The sequence below is a fragment of the Vulcanococcus limneticus LL genome (assembly GCF_002252705.1).
GTDB lineage: Bacteria > Cyanobacteriota > Cyanobacteriia > PCC-6307 > Cyanobiaceae > Vulcanococcus > Vulcanococcus limneticus.
The window spans coordinates 29,964-48,441 of sequence record NZ_NQLA01000023.1 but is presented as its reverse complement, the minus strand read 5'-3'; the positions used below and the strand labels follow the sequence as shown (position 1 = coordinate 48,441).

The following is an 18,478-nucleotide window of genomic DNA, read 5'->3' as shown; positions in this document are numbered from 1 at the left end:
CCAGGAGCGGTAAGTAGGGCGGGAAACCGGCTCGGAAGCCCGGGGCCGACCGCCTGCTGCACTGTAACGGAAGATTGCGCGTTCTGTGAAGAGGGATTGAGCAGCGTCGCCTGACCGTGAAGTCCTGAGACGGGCGCCCGGGTCGCCGGGGACCCGCCCAGCAGCAGTCGACCAAGGGGCTTAAGGTTTTCCTTGGAATCGTGCGGAGATGTGCTTTGGTCTTGATCCGGTGGGACAGGGACGGGCAGCGTGGCGAGATCACCGTCCCCCTCCAGGAGGCCCGGGCCCAGCGCGAACAGCTGGAGCGTGAGGGAGCGGTTGTCTACTGGAGCGAGCGGCTGGCCTGAAGCTGGCGCCCCACCGGTGGCACTGCTAGGAGTTCAGCGCCATCCATTCGCTGGTGCTGGCCGATGCGGCTGCGCGCACTCCCCTCCGGGGCCCTGATTTCCCTGGCCGTGCTGGCCCTTGGCCTGGGGGGCTGCGACTGGAACCCTGGCGCCGAGCGCCAGCGCCTGGATCGGCTGGAACTGCGGGTGCAGCAGCTGGAACAGCGCCAGTCCCAACCCCACGCCAACGACACGGCCGACCGGGCCGGCAAGCCGCCGGCGGGCGTGGTCAAGTCGCTCACCTTCCGCAGCGGCACGGACTCCGACCGGCTGCGCATCTACTGGGCCGATGGCAGCTCCTCTGACCTGGAGTGCACCAAGGAGCAGGCCACCTGGGCCTGCGGCTGAGCCCGATCCGGCCGGCGTCCCAGGGCCGCTACCGCGGCCCTGGGGTCCAGGCCTAGAACGGCAGCGTCACCCACCGGCCCGCGCCGGCACCGCCGTGATCGCTCACCACCTGTCTCCCGCCCGCCTGGGCCTGCTGGCCAGCCTGCCCGCGCTGACGGCCCTGGGTCTGGCCGGCGCTCCGGCCCTGGCCCAGACCCAGATCCAGACCCAGGGCGTGGAACCCTTCTCCGGCGTGCGCGCCCTGAACACCGCCCGCAACGCCGCCATCAATCTCAACGGCGGCCTGACGAAGTACCGGCCCGCCGCCTGCATGTTCGCCACCGACATCGCCGGTGGCGAGTGCCTGCTCCAGCGCGACGCCGAGGGCTACCTGTTCCGCTTCCTGGGCGGCGCCCCGGGCTGGCAGCAGCTGGGCCTGCCCGCCACCACCGAGACCGAACTGCAGGTGAGCCGCGACGGCCGATCGGTGCTGCGCGTGATCTACAACGGCAAACCGCGCTGAGCGGGGAACCGCCCGGCCCTCAGGCCGCCATCAGCGCCGTGAGGGCCTCCCCCCAGCCGGGGTCACAGACCAGCCGCTCCCGGTGGGTGAGGCTCAGGGCGATGCCCTTCTCGCCGTAGGCGGCCTCGTTGATGAACACGGGCCAGCGGGCTCCGGGAGCGGGCCGGGCCTCCACCGCGGCCGCGGCCGCGGGGTCAAACAGCTGGACGCCGCCGTCCAGGCTCCAGAACAGGGGATCGCCGGGGGCCAGGGGCCACCAGTCCCGACCCTGGCGCAAGGGGTGGAGGGTGGAACTCGGCCGCTGGCCGTGCCCGCCCGGCCCTGCTGCCGCGTCTCGGGGCAGGTCGAGGCTGCCGTGGTGCACGTGCAGCGTCAGGCCCGCGGGCAGCTGCAGGCACCGGTCGCGGGCGGCGGCCAGGGTGGCGCAGGCGGCCTCCAGGGCCAGCTGGCTCTGGCGGGCGATACGGGCCGTGATCAGCCCCTGGGGCACGGGCCCCACCTCGATCACCAGGCCGGCGGGCCAGCGCTCCACCAGAAACCCCGTCTGGGCGGCATCGGCCTCGTGCAGATACACCGGCAGGCCGAGCCGGGCCTGGATACCGGCGGCCAGGGCCAGATCCGCCGGCCGCCGCCCGTACACCACCAGGGAGTTGCCCATGGCGCTGGTGGTGCTGTGCAGGTCAATGGCCACCGCGCAGGGGGCCTGCCCCTGGGGACCATGGGCCACCAGCAGCTCGCGGGCCCGCTGGATCTCCCGCTCCTGGCGCGTCGGATCGGCGAGCAGGGACGGCTCGAAGCTGCGGTTGAGATCGCGGTCGAGGTAGCGGCGGTTCTGGGCATAGGCCGGCGGGTTGCCGATCACCAGCTCCAGGGGCAGGCCGGCGCTGGCCAGCAGCTCGGGACGGCGGCTCCACTGCTCCAGCAGCCAGGCGGCGTTGCGCTCGTTGCCATGGGTGGCCGCCACCACCAGCACCCGCGCCGCCGGCCCAGCACTCCGCCCCCCCATTGCTCGCCCCGCCGCCACAGCTGGGCCAGCCTGGCAGGAGTTGCCGCGGCCTGCGCCCATGTCGATCCCCCCTCTGGTGGTGGCCGCCGCGCGGGCCGGCTGGCGCTGGCAGTGGCGTCAGCTGATGGGCGGCCTGGGGCCGGCCGATGCGGAGGGGAACTACTGCCGACCGGCCAGCCCCTTCGCGGCCGTGCCGGCCCTGCCCGCCGATGCCGCCAGCCCGGATGGCCACGTGCTGATCGTGGGCCGCAGCTGCCCCTGGGCCCACCGGGCCTGGCTCACCTGGGCCCTGCGGGGGCTGCACAACAGCATCCGGCTGCTGGTGGCCGAGCCCGATCCCCGGGCGGGCCGCTGGCGCTTCGCCGAGCCCTTCGAGGGGGCCTCAACCCTGGCGGAGCTCTACCGCCGCGCCGGGGCCGATCCGCGCCAGCGGGCCACGGTGCCGGTGCTGTTCAGCCGGGGCAGCGGACGGATCGTCCTGGGGGAGAGCGCGCGGCTGATCGAGCTGCTGAATCACTGGCCCGCTTCCGATGGCGCACCGGATCTGGAGCCGGAGGCGCTCAGGCCGGCCATCGGGCGCTGGCGCTCCAGCTTTCAGGAGGCGGTCAACGACGGGGTGTACCGCTGCGGGTTCGCCCGCAGCCAGGCCGCCTACGACCGGGCCGAGGCCGCGCTGTTCGCGGCCCTGGAGCAAGCGGAGGCGGCCCTGGGGGCCCCGGGGGCCGGGCCCTGGCTCTGCGGCGAGGCCCCCAGCCTGGCCGATGTGCAGCTGTTCCCCACCCTGATCCGGCTGGAGCTGGTCTACGCGCCCCTGTTTGGCGTCAGCCGGAAACCGCTGTGGCAGTTCCCTTCCCTCTGGGCCTGGCGTCGGCGCTTCTACGGCCTGCCCGGCGTGGCGGCCAGCTGCTTCCCGGAGGCCTGGCGCGCCGACTACTTCGGCGCCCTGTTTCCCCTGCATCCCTCTGGCATCGTTCCAGCCGGCCCGGAGCTGGCCACACTGGTGGGAGCCCTTCCCGTCGGCGGTCCCCAGGCCCCCTCCCCGCCATGACCAGTGCCAGCGCCACCGCCTCCCCAGGCCCCGAGTCCAGCCCTGATCCGGTGTTCGAGGGGGTCTACGGCCCCTTCACGATCACGGCCACCGACCGGCGCGAGGTTCTGGGCTACCGACTGGCCCTGTTCACCGTCGCCATTGCCCAGGCGGCGCTGCTGACCCAGTGGCACTGGTTCGGCACGGCCTGGCTCTGGCCCTGGCTGCTGCCGATGGCGGCGGGCCTAGGCCTGGCCCTGCGCTGGATCCACATCTACCTGCGGCCGCTGCACCGGGCCCTGCAGCTGTTCTGGCTGCTGGGCAGCGCGGGCTTCGTGGCCCTGGCGGTGGCGGCCGGCACCGGCGCCATGGCCAGCACCCTGGCCAGCGATGGCCGCTGGATCTGGGCGGTGGGCCCCTTCTTCGCCGCCCTGGCGGGGATTGGCTTCAAGGAATTCTTCTGTTTCCGCCGGGCCGAGGCCATCGGCGTGACCCTGCTGCTGCCGGTTGCCCTGCTGGGGCACCTCACCGGCCTGCTCGATGCCAGCGCCACCGGCACCCTGCTGGCGCTGGAGGCCGCCCTGCTGCTGGTGCTCACGCTGCGCAAGTTCCCGATGCCGGCGGCCGCCGATGTGGGCGACAAGAGCGTGTTTGCTTATCTGGAGGCGCAACGGCAGCCCTCCAACGCGTGAGTCTGATCAGCCTGGTGGGGGTCCGCAAGGACTTCGGCATCCGCACCCTGTTCGAGGACCTCACCCTGCACGTGGGCGAGAAGGAGCGGCTGGGGCTGATCGGCCCCAACGGCGCCGGCAAGTCGACCCTGATGCGGTTGCTGGCGGGACTGGAGCCGCCGGGAGGCGGGGCGCGGCGGGTGCTGCCCCAGGCCCGCATCGTGCTGGTCAGCCAGGAGCCGGAGCTGGACCCCGAGCGCACCGTGCTGGAGCAGGTGTTCGCCGAAAGCGGGGAGAAGATGGAGCTGCTGCGCCGCTACACCGAGGTGAGCGACGCCCTGGCCCACGCCCATGCCGAGGGCGCAGGCGCGGACTCCGAGCAAGTCATCGACGACACGGCCCTGCTGGCGGAGCTGGGCAGCCTCAACGCCCGCATGGACCAGAGCCAGGCCTGGGGCCTGGAGCAGCAGATCCGCGAGGTGCTCGATCAACTCGGCATCGCCGACACCCAGCGCCGGGTGGGCGACCTCTCGGGCGGCTACCGCAAGCGCCTGGCCCTGGCGGCGGCCCTGGTGGCCGATCCCGATGTGCTGCTGCTGGATGAGCCCACCAACCACCTCGATGCCGACTGCATCCAGTGGCTGCAGGGCTACCTGGAGCGCTTCAGCGGCGCCTTGGTGCTGATCACCCACGATCGCTATGTGCTCGACCAGGTGACCCGCCGCATCGTGGAGGTGGACCGGGGCGAGGCCCGCAGCTACAGCGGCAACTACGCCTACTACCTGGCCCGCAAGGCCGAGGAGGAGGCCGCCGCCGCCGCCACGGAGGCCAAGTTCAAGGGGGCCCTGCGCCGCGAGCTGGAGTGGCTCAAGCGCGGCCCCAAGGCCCGCAGCACCAAGCAGAAGGCCCGCATCCAGCGGATCGAGGCGATGCAGGAGGCCCCCCGGCGCCAGCTCAAGGGGCAGATCAGCCTGGCCAGCAACCAGCGGCGCCTGGGCAAGCGGGCGATCGAGACCGAGAACCTGGAGGTGTGGGCCACGGACGAGGCGAGGGCCGCCGGTGCCCCGCCGCTGCTGCGCCACTTCAGTTACGACTTCAGCCCCGAGGATCGGGTGGGGATCATCGGCCCCAACGGCTCGGGCAAGTCCACCCTGCTGGATCTGATCGCCGGGAGGCGCCAGGCCCACGGCGGCCGGCTGGAGCTGGGGGCCACGGTGAAGCTGGCCTACTTCGACCAGCACTCCGAGGCGGTGCTGGGCAGCGGCAAGGCCCTCGAAAAAAAGGTGATCGACGTGGTGAAGGAGGCCGCGAGCAGTGTGGAGCTGGACGGCAGCCAGCTCAGCGCCAGCCAGCTGCTGGAGCGGTTCCTGTTCCCGCCGGCCCAGCAGCACCAGCCCGTGAGCAAGCTCTCGGGGGGCGAGCGGCGGCGGCTGCACCTGTGCCGGCTGCTGATCGAGGCGCCCAACGTGCTGCTGCTCGATGAGCCCACCAACGACCTCGACGTGCACACCCTCACAGTGCTCGAGGACTTCCTCGAGGACTTCCGCGGCTGCGTGGTGGTGGTGTCCCACGACCGTTACTTCCTCGATCGCACCGTGGACCGGCTGTTCAGCTTCGAGAACGGCGAGCTGCACCGCTTCGAGGGCAACTACAGCGCCTACCTGGAGCGCCAGGAGGAGCCATCGAGCCCAGCCACGGCCCCTGCGGGCACCAGCAAGACGCCAGGTGCCTCAGCAGGCCACAGCAGCAGCGCCCTGTCCCCTGGCAGCGAGACCATGGCCGTTGCCGCCGGCCCCACCAAGGTGCGGCGCCGGAGCTTCAAGGAGAGCCGCGAGCTGGCGGATCTGGAGAGCAATCTGCCGACCTGGGAGGAGCGGCGGGGCGAGCTGGAGGCACAGCTGGGCTGCGGCGGCAGCGACTATGCGGCCCTCGAAGCCCTCACCCACGAGCTCTCGGAGCTGCTGCTGCGGATCGAGCGGGGCGAGGAGCGCTGGCTGGAGCTGAGCGAGCTGGCGGGCTGAGACCGCCAGAGGACGGCCCGCGGCAGGGGGCCAGAGCAGGGGCCGGGCGGCATCAGAAGCCGGCCACATTCGGCGCCAGGCGACACCCACGACCCGTATGGTGTGGGCGATGTCGAACGGCCTGGCAGCTCAGGTCTGATTCATGAACAGCATCGACGAGCACATCGCCAAGGACCAGTCTGAGATCGAAGCAGCCAGGGCGGCTGGCGACGAGGCCAAGGTCCGCCACCTGGAAGAGGAGCTCAAGAGCCTCGAGGAGTACAAGGCCCACCACCCCGATGAGCAGCGGGATCCCAACTCCCTCGAGGTTTACTGCGACCTCAACCCCGAAGCCCCCGAGTGCCGCGTCTACGACGACTGAGCAACGCGGCCTGAGCAACGGGATCTGAACCGTTGTACCGGTGGAGCGGAGGCCCGCCCATGCTGGGTAGGCCATCGCTCCACCGGCTTCCCCAGACCAGGCAGCGGATCGATTCGCGGCGACTGATCCATTTGCAGCCACTGGTCCTTTTGCAGCGACTGACCGACTCGCAGCGGCAATGCCGCTGCGGCCCGGCTCAGATCCCCAGCTCCTTCCACGTGGCGGCCAGGAGCTGATCCAATCCCTTGGAGGTGGCGGCTGAGATCGCCAGCACCGGCCGGCCGCAGTGGTCGCTGGCCTGCTGCAGCTTCTCCGCCAGCTCCTCCTCCAGCAGCAGCTCGATCTTGTTGAGCGCCACAATCCGGGGCCGCTCATCGAGGCCGTGGCCATAGGCGGTGAGCTCCTGCTCCACCACCGCCAGGTCCCGCACCACATCCTCCGCGCTGGCATCCACCAGGTGGATCAGCAGGCGTGTGCGCTGGATGTGGCGCAGGAAGTCGTGGCCCAGGCCCGCCCCCTGGGCGGCGCCGGCGATCAGGCCAGGGATGTCGGCGAAGACGGTGCCATCGCCGGTGGGGCGGCGTACCACCCCCAGGTTCGGCACCAGGGTGGTGAAGGGGTAGTCGGCGATCTTGGGCCGCGCCGCCGAGAGCACGGAGATCAGGGTGCTCTTGCCGGCGTTGGGCAGGCCGATGATGCCCACTTCGGCCAGCAGCTTGAGCTCCAGCTGCAGGTGCCACTCCTCGCCGTCGCGGCCCTCGGTGAACTTCTCCGGCGCCCGGTTGCGGTTGCTCAGGTAGTGGGCGTTGCCGAGGCCGCCGCGGCCGCCCGCCGCCACCAGCAGCCGCTGGCCCTTCTCGGTGAGATCCCCCAGCAGGATGTTGGTGCGGCGGTCGCGCACCTCCGTGCCGCAGGGCACCTTGATCGTGAGGTGGTTGCCGCTGGCGCCGCTGCTGCGGTTGGGCCCGCCGCGCTTGCCCTCCTGGGCCTCGAACAGGCGCTTGTACTTGAAGTCGAGCAGGGTCTGGAGGTTGGGGTCGGCCTCGAGCCACACGTCGCCGCCGCGGCCGCCATCCCCGCCGGAGGGCCCGCCCGCAGGCACGTACTTCTCACGGCGGAAGGCCACGATGCCGTCGCCGCCGCGGCCGGCGCGCACGCCGATGCGGGCTTGATCGATGAACTGCATTTGGCCAACCCTAGGATCTGCCCGTCTGAAGGCCTGATGTGGCAGAGGTTCGCTTCCAGCAGGTCAGCAAGACCTATCCGCCGCGGCGGGGAAGCGCACCTGTGGAGGTGCTGCGTCAGCTGGATCTCAGCATCGCCGATGGCGAGTTCCTGGTGCTGGTGGGCCCCTCGGGCTGCGGCAAGAGCACGCTGCTGCGGCTGCTGGCGGGCCTGGAGAGCCCCAGCTCCGGCGAGGTGTTCGTGGGCGATCGCTGCGTCACTGGGCTGCGGCCGGCCGAGCGGGACGTGGCCATGGTGTTCCAGAGCTACGCGCTCTACCCGCACCTGAGCGTGGCCGACAACATCGGCTTCGGGCTGCGGCGCCAGCGGTCCCGCACGCCGCTGCAGCAGCTGGGCGACGGGCTGCACCGGGCGACCCGGCGCCTGCCGCGAGCCCTGCGCTTCCCCTCGGCGCGGGAGGAGCGGATCGAGCAGCGCATCCGCGCGGTGGCGGACACCCTGGAGCTGGGCGCCCTGCTGGATCGCCTGCCCAAGGAGCTCTCCGGCGGCCAGAAGCAGCGGGTGGCTCTGGGCCGGGCCATCGCCCGCCAGCCGGCGGTGTTTCTGATGGATGAACCGCTCAGCAACCTCGACGCCAAGCTGCGCACCGGCACCCGCGCCCAGATCGTGGAGCTGCAGCGCCGCCTCGGCACCACCACGGTCTACGTGACCCACGACCAGGTGGAGGCGATGACCATGGGCCACCGCATCGCCGTGCTCAACCGGGGCCGGCTGCAGCAGCTCGGCACCCCGATCGAGCTCTACCAGTGGCCCTCGAACCTGTTCGTGGCCCAGTTCATCGGCAGCCCGCCGATGAATCTGCTGCCGGTGCTGAGCGTGGGCGGCGGCCAGCTTCAGCTGGGCAGCAAGCGCTTCCTGCCGGAGGGCCCCACGGCCGACGCCCTGCTGCAGTGGCAGAGCGGCGGCGGCAGCGAGCAGCTCAGCGGCGGTCTGCGGGCCGAGCACCTGAAGCTGGCCCCGGCCACCAACCGCAACCTGCCCGCCGAAGTGAGCCACCGCGAGGCCCTGGGCAATGAGCAGCTGCTCACCTGCCGCCTGCTGGAGGGCGATCATCTGGTGCAGCTGCGGGCCACACCGGAGCAGGCCGTCGCCGTGGGACAGACCGTGCATCTGGAGGTGGATCCAGCCGGCTGGCGGCTGTTCGATGGGGCCGGGGAGGCCCTGCCGCGGCCCGCGGAGCCCCTCGGCCCCAGCGCCCCTGAGCCGGTGCTGCCGGAGCTGCCGGCCTCCTGAGAGCAGAAGTCTGCCGGCGAAACGCCGCGGACCTCACGCTGCGGACAGTTCCACCCCGCCCCAGGGGGCCCGGATCACTTCGGCCAGATCACACTGCAGCCCGGGCCGCCATCGCCCTGCTCGGCATCGCTGACCCGCTCCACGTAGGGCACCGTGGCCAGCCACTCGCGCAGGCCGCGCTTGAGCTTGCCGGTGCCGATGCCGTGGATCACCCAGAGCGGCCCGTTGGCCGCCCGCAGCTGCTCCTCCACCGCCGCCTCGGCCTCGTGCACACGCATGCCGCGCACGTCCACGGTGTTGCGCTCGGTGCGCACCTGGGGCCCGCGGCTGGCGGGGTTGCGGCGGCTGCGGATCTGCACCTGGGCTTTGGCTGGCTCCGGCGGCGCGGGCTTCTCGCCGTTGAGCCCCTCGATGGCGGCGAGCTCCAGGTTGAGACGCATCACGCCGCAGCGCACGCTCAGCTCGCGGCCGTCGGGGCTGAGGGCCAGCACCTCGCCGGCCTTGCCGAGCGAGAGAACCCGCACCCGATCGCCCACGGCGGGGCGCCAGCCGCGGTGCTCGCGCCGCTCCGGCGTAGGCCGATGCTCCTGCTCCAGACTCTTGAGCCGCTGGCCGGCCCGGCGGGCCGTCTCGCCCAGGGCCGTGGTGTCGACGGCGCGGCCCTGGCGCAGGCGGCGGATGATGCGGCGCACCTCCTGCTGCCCGTCGCGGATCGAGCGCTCCAGCTGCTGACGGCGCTGCTCCTGCAGCTCGGCGCTCTGCTCCTTCTGCTGCTGCCAGCGCTGCAGCAGCTCCTCGTGCAGCAACTCGGTGCGGGCCAGCAGGGCGGCGGCCTCCTCGGCGGCCTCCTGCTGACGCTGGCGCTGGTTCTCCAGGCCGGCGATCACGTGGTTCACCTCCCCTTCACCCCGGGGGGCCAACAGCTCCTGGGCCCGCTCCAGCACGCCCGACTCGAGCCCCAGCCGCGCGGCGATCGCCAGGGCGTTGCTGCGCCCCGGAATGCCCCACTGCAGGTGGTAGGTGGGCGAGAGGGTGTCCACATCGAAGGCCACCGAGGCGTTTTCGAAACGCGGATCGGCGTACTTGAGGGCCTTGAGCTCACCGAAGTGGGTGGTGGCGATGGTGAGCCGGGCCCGCTCGGCCAGCTGGCGCAGCAGGGCAATGGCCAGGGCCGTCCCCTCGGCGGGATCGGTGCCGGCCCCCACCTCGTCGAGCAGCACCAGGGAGGCGCCGCGGGGATCGACGCCCCCCAGGGGCAGGGCCGCCAGGATCCGCGCGATCCGCCGGATGTGGCCGCTGAAGGTGGAGAGGTTCTGCTGCAGCGACTGCTCATCGCCGATGTCGGCGAGCACCTGGGAGCACCAGGGCAGCCGCGGCGTGCCGCTGCAGGGCAGGAACAGGCCGGCGCGGGCCATCAGCGCCGCCAGCCCCACGCTCTTGAGGGTCACTGTCTTGCCGCCGGTGTTGGGGCCGGTGATCGCCACCACGCGCAGCTCCGGACCCACCCGCACACTCACGGGCACCACGGGCTGGCCGCCCTGGTGCCTGTGCTGCCAGAGCAGCAGCGGATGGCGCAACTCCTCCAGCAGCAGCGGCGCGGTGGGCTCGGCCTCCAGCTCGGGGCGCACCGCACCCAGCCAGGCGCCGTAGCGGGCCCGGGCCACGCCGTAGTCGAGGGCGGTGAGGATCCGCTGGAGCTGCTCCAGGGTGTCGGCCTCCTCGCCCACCAGGCCGCTGAGCTCCTGCAGCACCGCCAGCTCGGCCTCCCGCTCCTCGCCCTCGAGCTGGCGGATGCGGTTGCCCAGGGGAAGCACCGCCTGGGGTTCGATGAACACGGTGCTGCCGGAAGCGGAGCTGTCGTGCACCAGGCCCGGCACCTGGCTGGCGGCGCCGGCCTTCACCGCCAGCACCGGCCGGCCGTTGCGCTCGGCGATCACCGCGTCCTGCAGCAGCGGCGCGAAGCGGCGCAGCAGCCCGTTGAGGCGATCGCGGCGATCGGCGCGGGCGGCGGCCAGCTGGCGGCGCAGCTCCGCCAGGGCGGGGCTGGCCCGATCCGCCACGCGGCCGCCCTCCTCGATACAGAAGCGCAGGCGCTGCTCCAGTTCCGGCAGGGTGCGCAGCTGCTCCACCAGGGCGGTGGTCACGGGTCGCAGCTGGGGGTCATCGATCTGGCGCCGCAGCCGCCGGGCCGCTGCCAGGGTGGTGGCCACCGCCAGCAGGTCGTCGGCGGAGGCGATCCCGCCCTTGGCGCAGAGCGGCAGGGTGCGGCTGAGATCGGCCACCCCCTGGAAGCTGAGGCCGCCCTCCGTGAGGCCATCGAGGGCCAGCAGTTCGGTGGTTTCCGCCAGCAGGCGCGAGCTCATCGCCAGATCCGGGGCCAGGGGCAGGCCGGCGGCCAGGGCGCGGCCAGCCGTGGTGCCCGCAAACCCCGCCACCTGCTCCCCCAGCCGCGGCCACTCCAGCAGCTCCAGCGCCTCGGCCTGAATGGCCTCGGACTGGATCACCTCAGGCCGGTTCGGTCCAGATTGAATCGCGGCAGCCAGAATCGTCCCCCTCAAGCCTGCGGGGCCCGCGCCGGGATCGGCGCGGCGCCGATGTTGGAGGGCAGGCCCTCGGCGGGCTCGTAGAGCAGCTCCAGCCAGTTGCCTTCGGGATCCTGCATGTAGAACGACGCCGTGCCGTCGCGGTGGTCATGCACCGGGCCGCAGCTGTGGCCGGCGGCCACCAGCTGCTCGCGCACATGATCCACCTCGGCCCGGTCGGCCGTATGCAGGGCGAAGTGGGGCCCGGCGACGGTGTACTGCGGGCTCAGCAGGGCAACGCCATCCCCGGTGACGGGCGACTGCAGATAGGCCCAATCGTCGGCATCCCAGGTAAGCCGCAGGCCCAGGGCCTGGTAGAAGGCCTTGGCCCGGCCCATGTCCTGGACCCGCAGGGCGACATGCCCCAGGCGGTGGAGAGCCATGGCCCCGCTGAAAACGCTGCCCCCATTCAAGCGGCCGCCGGGCCCGGTGGCGGGGGCGCGGTGGTGGTGGCGGGGCAGTCGCAACGGCTCAGATCAGCCCTGGCGCAGCCACTCGGCGGCGTCGCAGGCGTGGTAGGTGAGGATCAGATCGGCGCCGGCCCGCTTGAAGCAGAGCAGGGTTTCGAGCACCACGGCCCGCTCGTCGATCCAGCCCCGCTCGGCGGCGGCCTTCACCATCGCGTACTCGCCGCTGACGTTGTAGGCCGCGATCGGCAGTTCGCTCTCCTGGCGCAGGCGGTGGATGATATCGAGGTAGGCCAGGCCGGGTTTCACCATCAGGATGTCGGCACCCTCCTGCTCATCGAGCTGGGCCTCGGTGATGGCCTCGCGGCTGTTGGCCGCATCCATCTGGTAAGTGCTCTTGTCCTTGGGGATCGGCTTGCCGCCGACCGTGCGCGGAGCCGAATCGAGGGCTTCGCGGAAGGGGCCGTAGTAGGCGGAGGCGTACTTGGCCGTGTAGCTGATGATCCCCACGTGCTCGAAGCCCTCCTCGTCGAGGGCCTCGCGAATCGCTCCCACGCGGCCGTCCATCATGTCGCTGGGGCCGATCAGATCGGCGCCGGCACGGGCCTGGGCCACGGCCTGCTTGCACAGGATCGCCACGGTCTCGTCGTTGAGCACCACGCCCTGCTCGCTGACGATGCCGTCGTGGCCGTCACAGGAGTAGGGATCCAGGGCCACGTCGGTCATGATCGCCATGCCGGGGTGCACCTCCTTGAGGCGCCGGATGGCGCGGGGGATCAGGCCGCCCTCGTTGAAGCACTCGGCGCCGTCCTCGGTCTTGAGGCCATCGGCCACCTTGGGGAACAGCACCACGCAGCGGATACCCAGATCCCAGGCGCGACCCACCTCCTGCACCAGCCCCTCCAGGCTCCAGCGCTGGCAGCCCGGCATGGCACCGATCGGCTCGTTCGTGACGCCCTCGTGCACGAACAGGGGATAGATGAAGTCGGCGGGGCTCAGATGGTGCTCCCGCACCAGGGCCCGCAGGGCAGGCGTACGGCGCAGCCGGCGCGGGCGGTAGGTGAGCTCCATGGGGGCCGCAATGCTGGCCGGATCCTACGGATTGACTGATTCAGAGCCGGGCGGCGCCGATCCAGTCCTGGCGGGGATCAAAGCTGCGGGCGGCCCGCAGCTGCTCCAGCAGCTGGCGCTCCTGCTCGCTGTAGCTGCTGGGCTGGCGGAGGCTGAGGCTGAGCAGCAGATCGCCGCGGCCGGCCTGGCCGGGCCAGCCCTTGCCCTTGAGCCGCAGACTGCGGCCCACGGCCATGCCGGGCGGCACCTGCACCGTGGCTTCGCCGTCCGGGGTCGCCACGCGCACCTCGCCGCCCAGGGCCAGTTCATCGAAACTGAGGGGCAGCTCCGCCTTGAGCTGATCCCCCTCCAGGCTCCAGATCGGGTGGTCCTGCAACTGCAGGTTGAGGTAGAGGTCGCCGCGGCGACCGGTGCCGGGCTGGAGGTTGCCCTTGCCCTTGAGCCGCAGGCGGCTGCCGCTCCTGACGCCGGCGGGCACGCGCACCTGCACCCGCTCGTCGTTCACGGCCAGGGTGCGCTCACAGCCGTGGAAGGCCTCCGAGTAGCTGAGGCTGATCGTGGCCTCGGCATCGAGGTTCAGGGGCGCCGTGCCGCGGCCACCCGCACCCGGCCCACCGAAGCCGGCCGCGCCGGGAAAGCCCCCCGGGAAGCCGGAGGCGAAGCCACCAAAGCCGCCACCGGCCCCGGGCCCGCCGAAGCGGCCGAGCAGGTCGTTGATGAAGTCGTCGAAGTTGCCGTAGCGGCCGAAATCCACATCCACGCCGCCCGCCGCGCCGCCGGCCTGGTTCCAGTACTGGCCGAACTGCTCATAGCGGCGGCGCTTGTCGGGATCGGAAAGCACCTCATAGGCCTCGCTGATCTCCTTGAACTTCGCCTCAGCGGCGTTGTCGCCGGGGTTCACATCCGGGTGGTACTGGCGGGCGAGCTTGCGGAAGGAGCGCTTGACCGCGTCGGCATCGGCGCCCCGATCGAGGCCCAGAACCTTGAAGTAGTCGCGATACCCGTTGGCCCCCATCGCAGTGCTGGTGTGAATGGTCAACGGCATCTCCAGTGTCCCAGCTCGAACCGGACTCCCGCGAGGGGCCGACAGGGCGGAAGGCCGAACGGGCGCAGCGCCGGGGAATGGCCGTAGCGTCGTACCTCAGTGCCCGCACCCGCCATGGATCCCACCCCCGTGCGTCGCCGAACCCGCCTGTGGCGAGCGCCCTGGCTCGCGGGAAGCGCTGCCCTGCTGCTGGGGGTGCTGGCGGGCGCAGGAACGCCGGGCCTTTCCGCCAGCCAGCCCCCTGCCGAGAGGCTGGTGGCCGGCCAGCTCGGCGACGCCGTGAGCCCCTCCACGCCGGAGCAGCTGGCTCTGGTGGAGCATCTGCGCAGCAAGGGAGCGATCTTCTACGGCGCCTGGTGGTGCCCCCACTGCTTCACCCAGAAGAACCTGTTCGGCACCGAAGCCGGCCGCAAGCTCCCCTACGTGGAGTGCGCCAAGGACGACGCCGGCCGCCAGCGCTGCGAGGCCGCCGGCATCCGCGCCTTCCCCAGCTGGGACCTCAACGGCCAGCGCCGGGAGGGCGTGCTGAGCCTGGAGGAGCTGAAGGTGTGGTCGGGCTTCCCTGGCGGCCCGGCAGCCCAACCCTCCGGCAAGGTGCCCAAGACCCCCAACGCAAGCCGGTAGACAACGACCAGCCCTCAGGCCAACGACCTCCCCTTCCAGGTCCAGCCGCGGCCGCTGAGGGTTCGCCACACCGACACCGGCCCGATTGCCGCCACCACCAGACCGCCAACGCCCATCAGCCACCAGAGCGTGAGCGGCACCTGAAACTGCCATCGGGTCCACAGGCGCAGGGCCAGCTGCAGGCCGATCCCCGCCAGGGCGAGTGCCAGGGCGGCCAGCAGCAGCAGGCGCTGGGCGGGCAGCAGCGCGGCCGCGATCGCCGCGGCCGGCGTCAACAACCAGGGGCCGCTGAACAGCAGCAGCACCACCGCGGCCGCCCCCAGGGCCTTGGCCACGCTGCCATCGAGGCCCAGGAGCCAGTTCTTCGTCCAGCCCTCCCACAGCGCGGCGAAGTCGGCATACATGCGCAGCTCGAGCGCATCCAGACCCAGCAGGTACTCGAGGCGATGGCCGGCGGCCTTGATGCGCCGCGCCAGGGCGAGGTCTTCCACCACTTCCGCCGCCAGGGCCCTGTGGCCACCGATGGCCATGTAGGCGCTGCGGCGGAACAGCATGAACGGCCCGGCGGCAAAGGCCACCGGACTGGCCGGATCATTGGCGGCCTCGATCGGGAAGCCCAGCCCCAGCAAGCTGGCCATAATCGGCTGCACCATCCATTCCGCCAGGCAGCCGCAGCTCAGCCGCGGCGCCAGGCTGAGCAGATCCGCCCCATCGGCCCTCGCCTGGGCCAGGGCGTGGTGCAGCGTGGCGGCTTGCAGGCGCACATCGGCATCGACGAACAGCACCCAGTCGCTGTCCACCTGCTCCATGGCGCGGCTGCAGGCCCAGTTCTTGCCCACCCAGCGCTCCCCTGCCGGCCGAGGTCCGGCATCGAGCAGCATGAAGCGGGGCTCCGTGGCGCCGCAGGCCACGGCCGCCTCCCGGGCGATCGCCGCCGTGGCATCCGTGGAGCCATCGTCCACGAGCAGCACCCGCCAGTCGCCGCAGGGCGCCTCGCTGCTGAGCAGGCTGGTGAGGCAGGCGGCGATGTTGGCGGCTTCGTTGTAGGCGGGCACCACCACCGTGAGCGACGCGGCCGCCAGGGGAGCCGGCCCATCTGGCTTCGGCTCCGGCAGCTCCGCCAGCCTGGGCGCCCGCGTGAACACCCGGGCCAGGCCGCCGATCAGGATCACCAGTCCGAGGGCCGCGGCGGCGGCCAGCACCATCAGGGCCCAGGCGAGGGCATTGGCCGGACCCATGCCGATGCCATCCGAGCGATGCGTTCTTGAAGGGGCCTTCCAGCCCCCATGGATCATTTGGGTGATAAGGCTGATCTCACCCCATCTCCCTTACAGGGTCAGGCAGCCACAGGGGCGGCTTGACGGGAGAAACGAACGATGTTGTTCGCTGTTACGGGTTTGCTCTTACCGAGCAGGCTTCAGTCACTCTCCTTATGCCCCGTCGAAACCATGGCAGCCCCGGGTGGGGCCCGCCGGATCTGCCGGAGGCAGGGGCGGGAAGCCTTGGCGAAAAGCCTTGGCCTGTTCATGGAGCTGAGCGGAATCGAACCGCTGTCCGAAACACCGGTGTGAGCCACCTAGTCCGGCCGAAACCGGACTCGTTCATTGTGGCAGCAGCAGCGGACCCGGGCGGGGGTGGGCATGACCGAACAGGGCAGAACGGGCAGCTTCACCTGCATCGCCGTGCTGCCGCCGGGGCTGGAGGAGGCCGGCGCCGCCGAGCTGACGGCCCTCGGGGCCAGCGAGGCGGCGCCGCTGCGCCGGGCCGCGCGCTTCCGCTGCGATCTGGCCAGCTTCTACCGCCTGCACCTGCGGGCCCGGCTGCCGTTCCGGCTGCTGCGCCAGCTGGCCCTCTTCCCCTGCCATGGCCGCGACGAGCTCTACTGGGGCGTGCAGCAGGCCGCCGACTGGAGCCGCTGGCTGCCGCCCGACCTCAGCTTCCGTGTCGATGCGAGCGGCAGTGTGCCGGGTCTCAACCACAGCCACTACAGCGCCCTGCAGGTGAAGAACGCCCTGGTGGACTGGCAGCGCCAGGCCTGGGGCGCCCGCTCCTCAGTGAACCTGGAGGATCCGGACCTGGCCCTGCACCTGCACCTGAGCCCGGGTCGGCCGGGGCCGGGCGGCAGCGGCCCGACCGCCACCCTCAGCCTCGATGGCGGCGGCGAGAGCCTGCATCGCCGCGGCTATCGGGCCCGCCAGGGCCTGGCGCCGCTGAAGGAAAACCTGGCGGCCGGCCTGATCGCCCTCAGCGGCTGGGACGGCCGCGTGCCCCTGGCCGATCCCCTGTGCGGCTCCGGCACCCTGCTGATCGAGGCGGCCTGCGCGGCCCTGGGCCGGGCGCCGGGCCTGTGGCGCGATGCCGGCGGCGTGCCCCGGCCGCGCCCCTTCGCCTTCGAGCGCTGGCCCGACTTCGACGCCGCCCTGTGGCAGCGGGAAGTGGCGGCAGCCACCGCTGAGGCCCGCACCACGCTGGCCGATGGCCACCCCCTGGCCCCGATCGTGGGCAACGAGGCCGATGCGGCCGTGCTGGAGCAGGCCCGCGCCAACGCCGGGGCGGCCGGCGTGGCCCCCTGGCTGGAACTGCGCGGCGGCGACTGCCGCGACTTCATCCCCCCCGAAGGCCCCGGAATCCTGGTGTGCAACCCGCCCTACGGCGAGCGCATCGGCCAGCGCGACGAGCTGGAGGCCCTCTACGCCGATCTGGGCGCCATGCTCAAACAGCGCTGCAGCGGCTGGACCCTGTGGCTGCTGAGCGGCAATCCCGAACTCACGGGGGCCCTGCGGATGAAGGCCAGCCGCCGGGTGCCGGTGAGCAACGGCGGCATCGACTGCCGCTGGCTCCGCTACGACATTCGCTGAGGCTGAGCTCGGCGTGAGGCGGCGGGGCTACCGGTGCGTGGAGCTGGCGACCCTCAGCGCCCCAGCACCGCCCGCGTCGTCTTGCTCAGGCCCGCCATGGTTTCGGGCAGGTAGGGGCCGCGGGTGAGGCGACCGCCGATGCGAAGCAGCAGCCCCGCCAGCAGCAGATTGAGGCCGCTCAGGGCCAGGGCCGCCTCCAGCCAGCCCCAGCCCAGCCGTAGATGGAACCAGACCCCCAGGGCCACCTGGGCGCTGATCAGGGCCAGCATCAAGGTGGTGAGACCGATGGCCAGCAGCACGGCCCCGCCGATCAGGCGGCGCTTCTCCCGGTCGGCCTCCTGCAGGGCGATGCGCACATGCAGGTCCATCACCGAGCCCACCAGGCCCGTGATCCTGGAGGCCGCCTGCAGCGGCAGGCCCCGGGCGCGCCGGCCGTTGTCAGGGCGGCTGTCAGCGCGGTTGTCAGCGCGGCTGTCTGCTCGGTCCTCGGCGCGGCTGTCGCTGCTGCTGGTCATGGGCGACGGCGGGCCGACGTGAGCAGCAGACCCGTGAGCAGGCCCACCCCCGCGGCCACCGCCAGGGCCAGCAGGGGCCGCTCCCGCACCGGCTTCTCGATCCGGGGCCGCAGGGTGGTGTGCAGTTCATCGAGCAGGTGCTCGAGCTGCTGCTCCAGGGGCCGCAGCGAATCCGACACCTGATGGGCCGAATCGCCCGTGGCCTGGATCAGCTCGACCAGCTGGACCTTGATCCCCTCGCTGGTACGGCCGGTCTGGCGAGCGATCACCTCCACGAGCCGATCGAGGCTGCCGCGGCTGGCCTCCAGGGTGTGGCGCGCCACCTCCGGCCACTCCCGCTGGATCGCCGGCAGCAGCGCCTCAAAGCGATCCAGCAGCAGCGTCGCCGTCAAGGGACGCTCAGGCCGGGCGTCGAAGGCCCGCTCTTCATCGCTGGCCGCATCGGCCGGGGATGGGCGTGGCGAGCCCGCGTCCGAGGCCGTGCCGTTGCCGGCGGGATCGCTGGGGGCATCCAGATCCATGGGTCCGCAGGGGGCAGCAGCGCGTGCCCCAACGCTAAGGGGCCCCCTTGATGCC

General features: G+C 72.0%; 18 protein-coding genes. 9 read left to right on the top strand and 9 right to left on the bottom strand.

The annotated features are described in order from the left end of the window. Positions 1-410: 410 nt before the first annotated feature. A complete protein-coding gene (locus CJZ98_RS10530; protein ID WP_094591084.1) occupies positions 411-734 on the top strand; it encodes a hypothetical protein in 324 nt (107 codons plus the stop codon). A 94-nt stretch (positions 735-828) separates the two neighbouring features. Next, positions 829-1,236, top strand: coding sequence for a hypothetical protein (locus CJZ98_RS10525; protein WP_315855802.1), 408 nt, complete (start codon positions 829-831; stop codon positions 1,234-1,236). Positions 1,237-1,255: 19 nt separating this feature from the next. On the opposite strand, the gene CJZ98_RS10520 is transcribed toward CJZ98_RS10525, so the two are convergent. Next, positions 1,256-2,242: an aspartoacylase gene (locus CJZ98_RS10520; protein WP_232756390.1), complete on the bottom strand. Its 987-nt coding sequence runs from the start codon at positions 2,240-2,242 to the stop codon at positions 1,256-1,258. 58 nt (positions 2,243-2,300) lie between these two features. Here CJZ98_RS10520 and CJZ98_RS10515 point away from each other — a divergent pair, with 58 nt between their 5' ends. From CJZ98_RS10515 to CJZ98_RS10500, 4 genes are all read left to right on the top strand, one after another. Next, positions 2,301-3,290, top strand: a complete 990-nt coding sequence (locus CJZ98_RS10515; protein WP_094591082.1) for a glutathione S-transferase C-terminal domain-containing protein — start codon at positions 2,301-2,303, stop codon at positions 3,288-3,290. After that, complete coding sequence (locus tag CJZ98_RS10510) at positions 3,287-3,961, top strand: DUF2301 domain-containing membrane protein (RefSeq protein WP_094591081.1); 675 nt, start codon at positions 3,287-3,289, stop codon at positions 3,959-3,961. Before CJZ98_RS10515 ends, CJZ98_RS10510 begins: the two co-directional genes overlap by 4 nt. Then, entirely contained in the window at positions 3,958-5,961 is a 2,004-nt protein-coding gene (locus CJZ98_RS10505; protein ID WP_094591080.1) for an ABC-F family ATP-binding cassette domain-containing protein, read from the top strand. Before CJZ98_RS10510 ends, CJZ98_RS10505 begins: the two co-directional genes overlap by 4 nt. A 142-nt stretch (positions 5,962-6,103) precedes the next feature. Next, positions 6,104-6,322, top strand: a complete 219-nt coding sequence (locus CJZ98_RS10500; RefSeq protein ID WP_094591079.1) for a CP12 domain-containing protein — start codon at positions 6,104-6,106, stop codon at positions 6,320-6,322. Between the two features lie 196 nt (positions 6,323-6,518). Here the strand turns inward: CJZ98_RS10500 and cgtA are convergent, their stop codons facing one another. Continuing rightward, positions 6,519-7,508, bottom strand: coding sequence for an Obg family GTPase CgtA (cgtA, locus tag CJZ98_RS10495; RefSeq protein ID WP_094591078.1), 990 nt, complete (start codon positions 7,506-7,508; stop codon positions 6,519-6,521). 38 nt (positions 7,509-7,546) lie between these two features. On the opposite strand from cgtA, the gene CJZ98_RS10490 reads away from it, so the two are divergent. Further along, positions 7,547-8,800 (top strand): ABC transporter ATP-binding protein, encoded by a 1,254-nt coding sequence (locus CJZ98_RS10490; RefSeq protein WP_094591077.1) that lies wholly within the window; start codon positions 7,547-7,549, stop codon positions 8,798-8,800. Positions 8,801-8,874: 74 nt separating this feature from the next. Here the strand turns inward: CJZ98_RS10490 and CJZ98_RS10485 are convergent, their stop codons facing one another. The 4 genes from CJZ98_RS10485 to CJZ98_RS10470 form a co-directional block, all read right to left on the bottom strand. Further along, positions 8,875-11,304 carry an endonuclease MutS2 gene (locus CJZ98_RS10485; RefSeq protein WP_094591076.1) on the bottom strand — a complete coding sequence of 810 codons (2,430 nt, stop codon included), beginning with the start codon at positions 11,302-11,304 and terminating at the stop codon, positions 8,875-8,877. 50 nt (positions 11,305-11,354) lie between these two features. Continuing rightward, positions 11,355-11,765, bottom strand: a complete 411-nt coding sequence (locus CJZ98_RS10480) for a VOC family protein (RefSeq protein WP_094591075.1) — start codon at positions 11,763-11,765, stop codon at positions 11,355-11,357. 93 nt (positions 11,766-11,858) lie between these two features. Then, on the bottom strand, positions 11,859-12,860 hold the full coding sequence (hemB, locus tag CJZ98_RS10475; RefSeq protein ID WP_094591074.1) for a porphobilinogen synthase: 1,002 nt from the start codon (positions 12,858-12,860) through the stop codon (positions 11,859-11,861). A gap of 40 nt (positions 12,861-12,900) precedes the next feature. Then, positions 12,901-13,875: a DnaJ C-terminal domain-containing protein gene (locus CJZ98_RS10470; protein ID WP_094591073.1), complete on the bottom strand. Its 975-nt coding sequence runs from the start codon at positions 13,873-13,875 to the stop codon at positions 12,901-12,903. Positions 13,876-14,019: 144 nt separating this feature from the next. Between CJZ98_RS10470 and CJZ98_RS10465 the strand changes: the two genes are divergently transcribed. Beyond that, positions 14,020-14,529 carry a hypothetical protein gene (locus CJZ98_RS10465; protein ID WP_198537675.1) on the top strand — a complete coding sequence of 170 codons (510 nt, stop codon included), beginning with the start codon at positions 14,020-14,022 and terminating at the stop codon, positions 14,527-14,529. A 14-nt stretch (positions 14,530-14,543) separates the two neighbouring features. Here the strand turns inward: CJZ98_RS10465 and CJZ98_RS10460 are convergent, their stop codons facing one another. Further along, positions 14,544-15,767, bottom strand: coding sequence for a glycosyltransferase (locus tag CJZ98_RS10460; RefSeq protein ID WP_094591072.1), 1,224 nt, complete (start codon positions 15,765-15,767; stop codon positions 14,544-14,546). Between the two features lie 402 nt (positions 15,768-16,169). Here CJZ98_RS10460 and CJZ98_RS10450 point away from each other — a divergent pair, with 402 nt between their 5' ends. After that, positions 16,170-17,387 carry a THUMP domain-containing class I SAM-dependent RNA methyltransferase gene (locus tag CJZ98_RS10450; protein WP_094591092.1) on the top strand — a complete coding sequence of 406 codons (1,218 nt, stop codon included), beginning with the start codon at positions 16,170-16,172 and terminating at the stop codon, positions 17,385-17,387. Between the two features lie 53 nt (positions 17,388-17,440). On the opposite strand, the gene CJZ98_RS10445 is transcribed toward CJZ98_RS10450, so the two are convergent. Continuing rightward, the gene (locus CJZ98_RS10445; protein WP_094591071.1) at positions 17,441-17,902 is read right to left on the bottom strand and encodes a phage holin family protein; all 462 of its coding nucleotides are present in this window, start codon (positions 17,900-17,902) and stop codon (positions 17,441-17,443) included. Next, a complete protein-coding gene (locus CJZ98_RS10440) occupies positions 17,899-18,423 on the bottom strand; it encodes a hypothetical protein (RefSeq protein ID WP_232756389.1) in 525 nt (174 codons plus the stop codon). Before CJZ98_RS10440 ends, CJZ98_RS10445 begins: the two co-directional genes overlap by 4 nt. Positions 18,424-18,478 lie beyond the last annotated feature (55 nt).

Coding starts and splice junctions, on each gene's coding strand:
- CJZ98_RS10530 (WP_094591084.1), top strand. CDS start 411: ATGCGGCTGCGCGCACTCCCCTCCGGGGCCCTGATTTCCCTGGCCGTG.
- CJZ98_RS10520 (WP_232756390.1), bottom strand. CDS start 2,242: ATGGGGGGGCGGAGTGCTGGGCCGGCGGCGCGGGTGCTGGTGGTGGCG.
- CJZ98_RS10515 (WP_094591082.1), top strand. CDS start 2,301: ATGTCGATCCCCCCTCTGGTGGTGGCCGCCGCGCGGGCCGGCTGGCGC.
- CJZ98_RS10510 (WP_094591081.1), top strand. CDS start 3,287: ATGACCAGTGCCAGCGCCACCGCCTCCCCAGGCCCCGAGTCCAGCCCT.
- CJZ98_RS10500 (WP_094591079.1), top strand. CDS start 6,104: ATGAACAGCATCGACGAGCACATCGCCAAGGACCAGTCTGAGATCGAA.
- cgtA (WP_094591078.1), bottom strand. CDS start 7,508: ATGCAGTTCATCGATCAAGCCCGCATCGGCGTGCGCGCCGGCCGCGGC.
- CJZ98_RS10480 (WP_094591075.1), bottom strand. CDS start 11,765: ATGGCTCTCCACCGCCTGGGGCATGTCGCCCTGCGGGTCCAGGACATG.
- hemB (WP_094591074.1), bottom strand. CDS start 12,860: ATGGAGCTCACCTACCGCCCGCGCCGGCTGCGCCGTACGCCTGCCCTG.
- CJZ98_RS10470 (WP_094591073.1), bottom strand. CDS start 13,875: ATGGGGGCCAACGGGTATCGCGACTACTTCAAGGTTCTGGGCCTCGAT.
- CJZ98_RS10465 (WP_198537675.1), top strand. CDS start 14,020: ATGGATCCCACCCCCGTGCGTCGCCGAACCCGCCTGTGGCGAGCGCCC.
- CJZ98_RS10460 (WP_094591072.1), bottom strand. CDS start 15,767: ATGGGTCCGGCCAATGCCCTCGCCTGGGCCCTGATGGTGCTGGCCGCC.
- CJZ98_RS10450 (WP_094591092.1), top strand. CDS start 16,170: ATGACCGAACAGGGCAGAACGGGCAGCTTCACCTGCATCGCCGTGCTG.
- CJZ98_RS10445 (WP_094591071.1), bottom strand. CDS start 17,902: ATGACCAGCAGCAGCGACAGCCGCGCCGAGGACCGAGCAGACAGCCGC.
- CJZ98_RS10440 (WP_232756389.1), bottom strand. CDS start 18,423: ATGGATCTGGATGCCCCCAGCGATCCCGCCGGCAACGGCACGGCCTCG.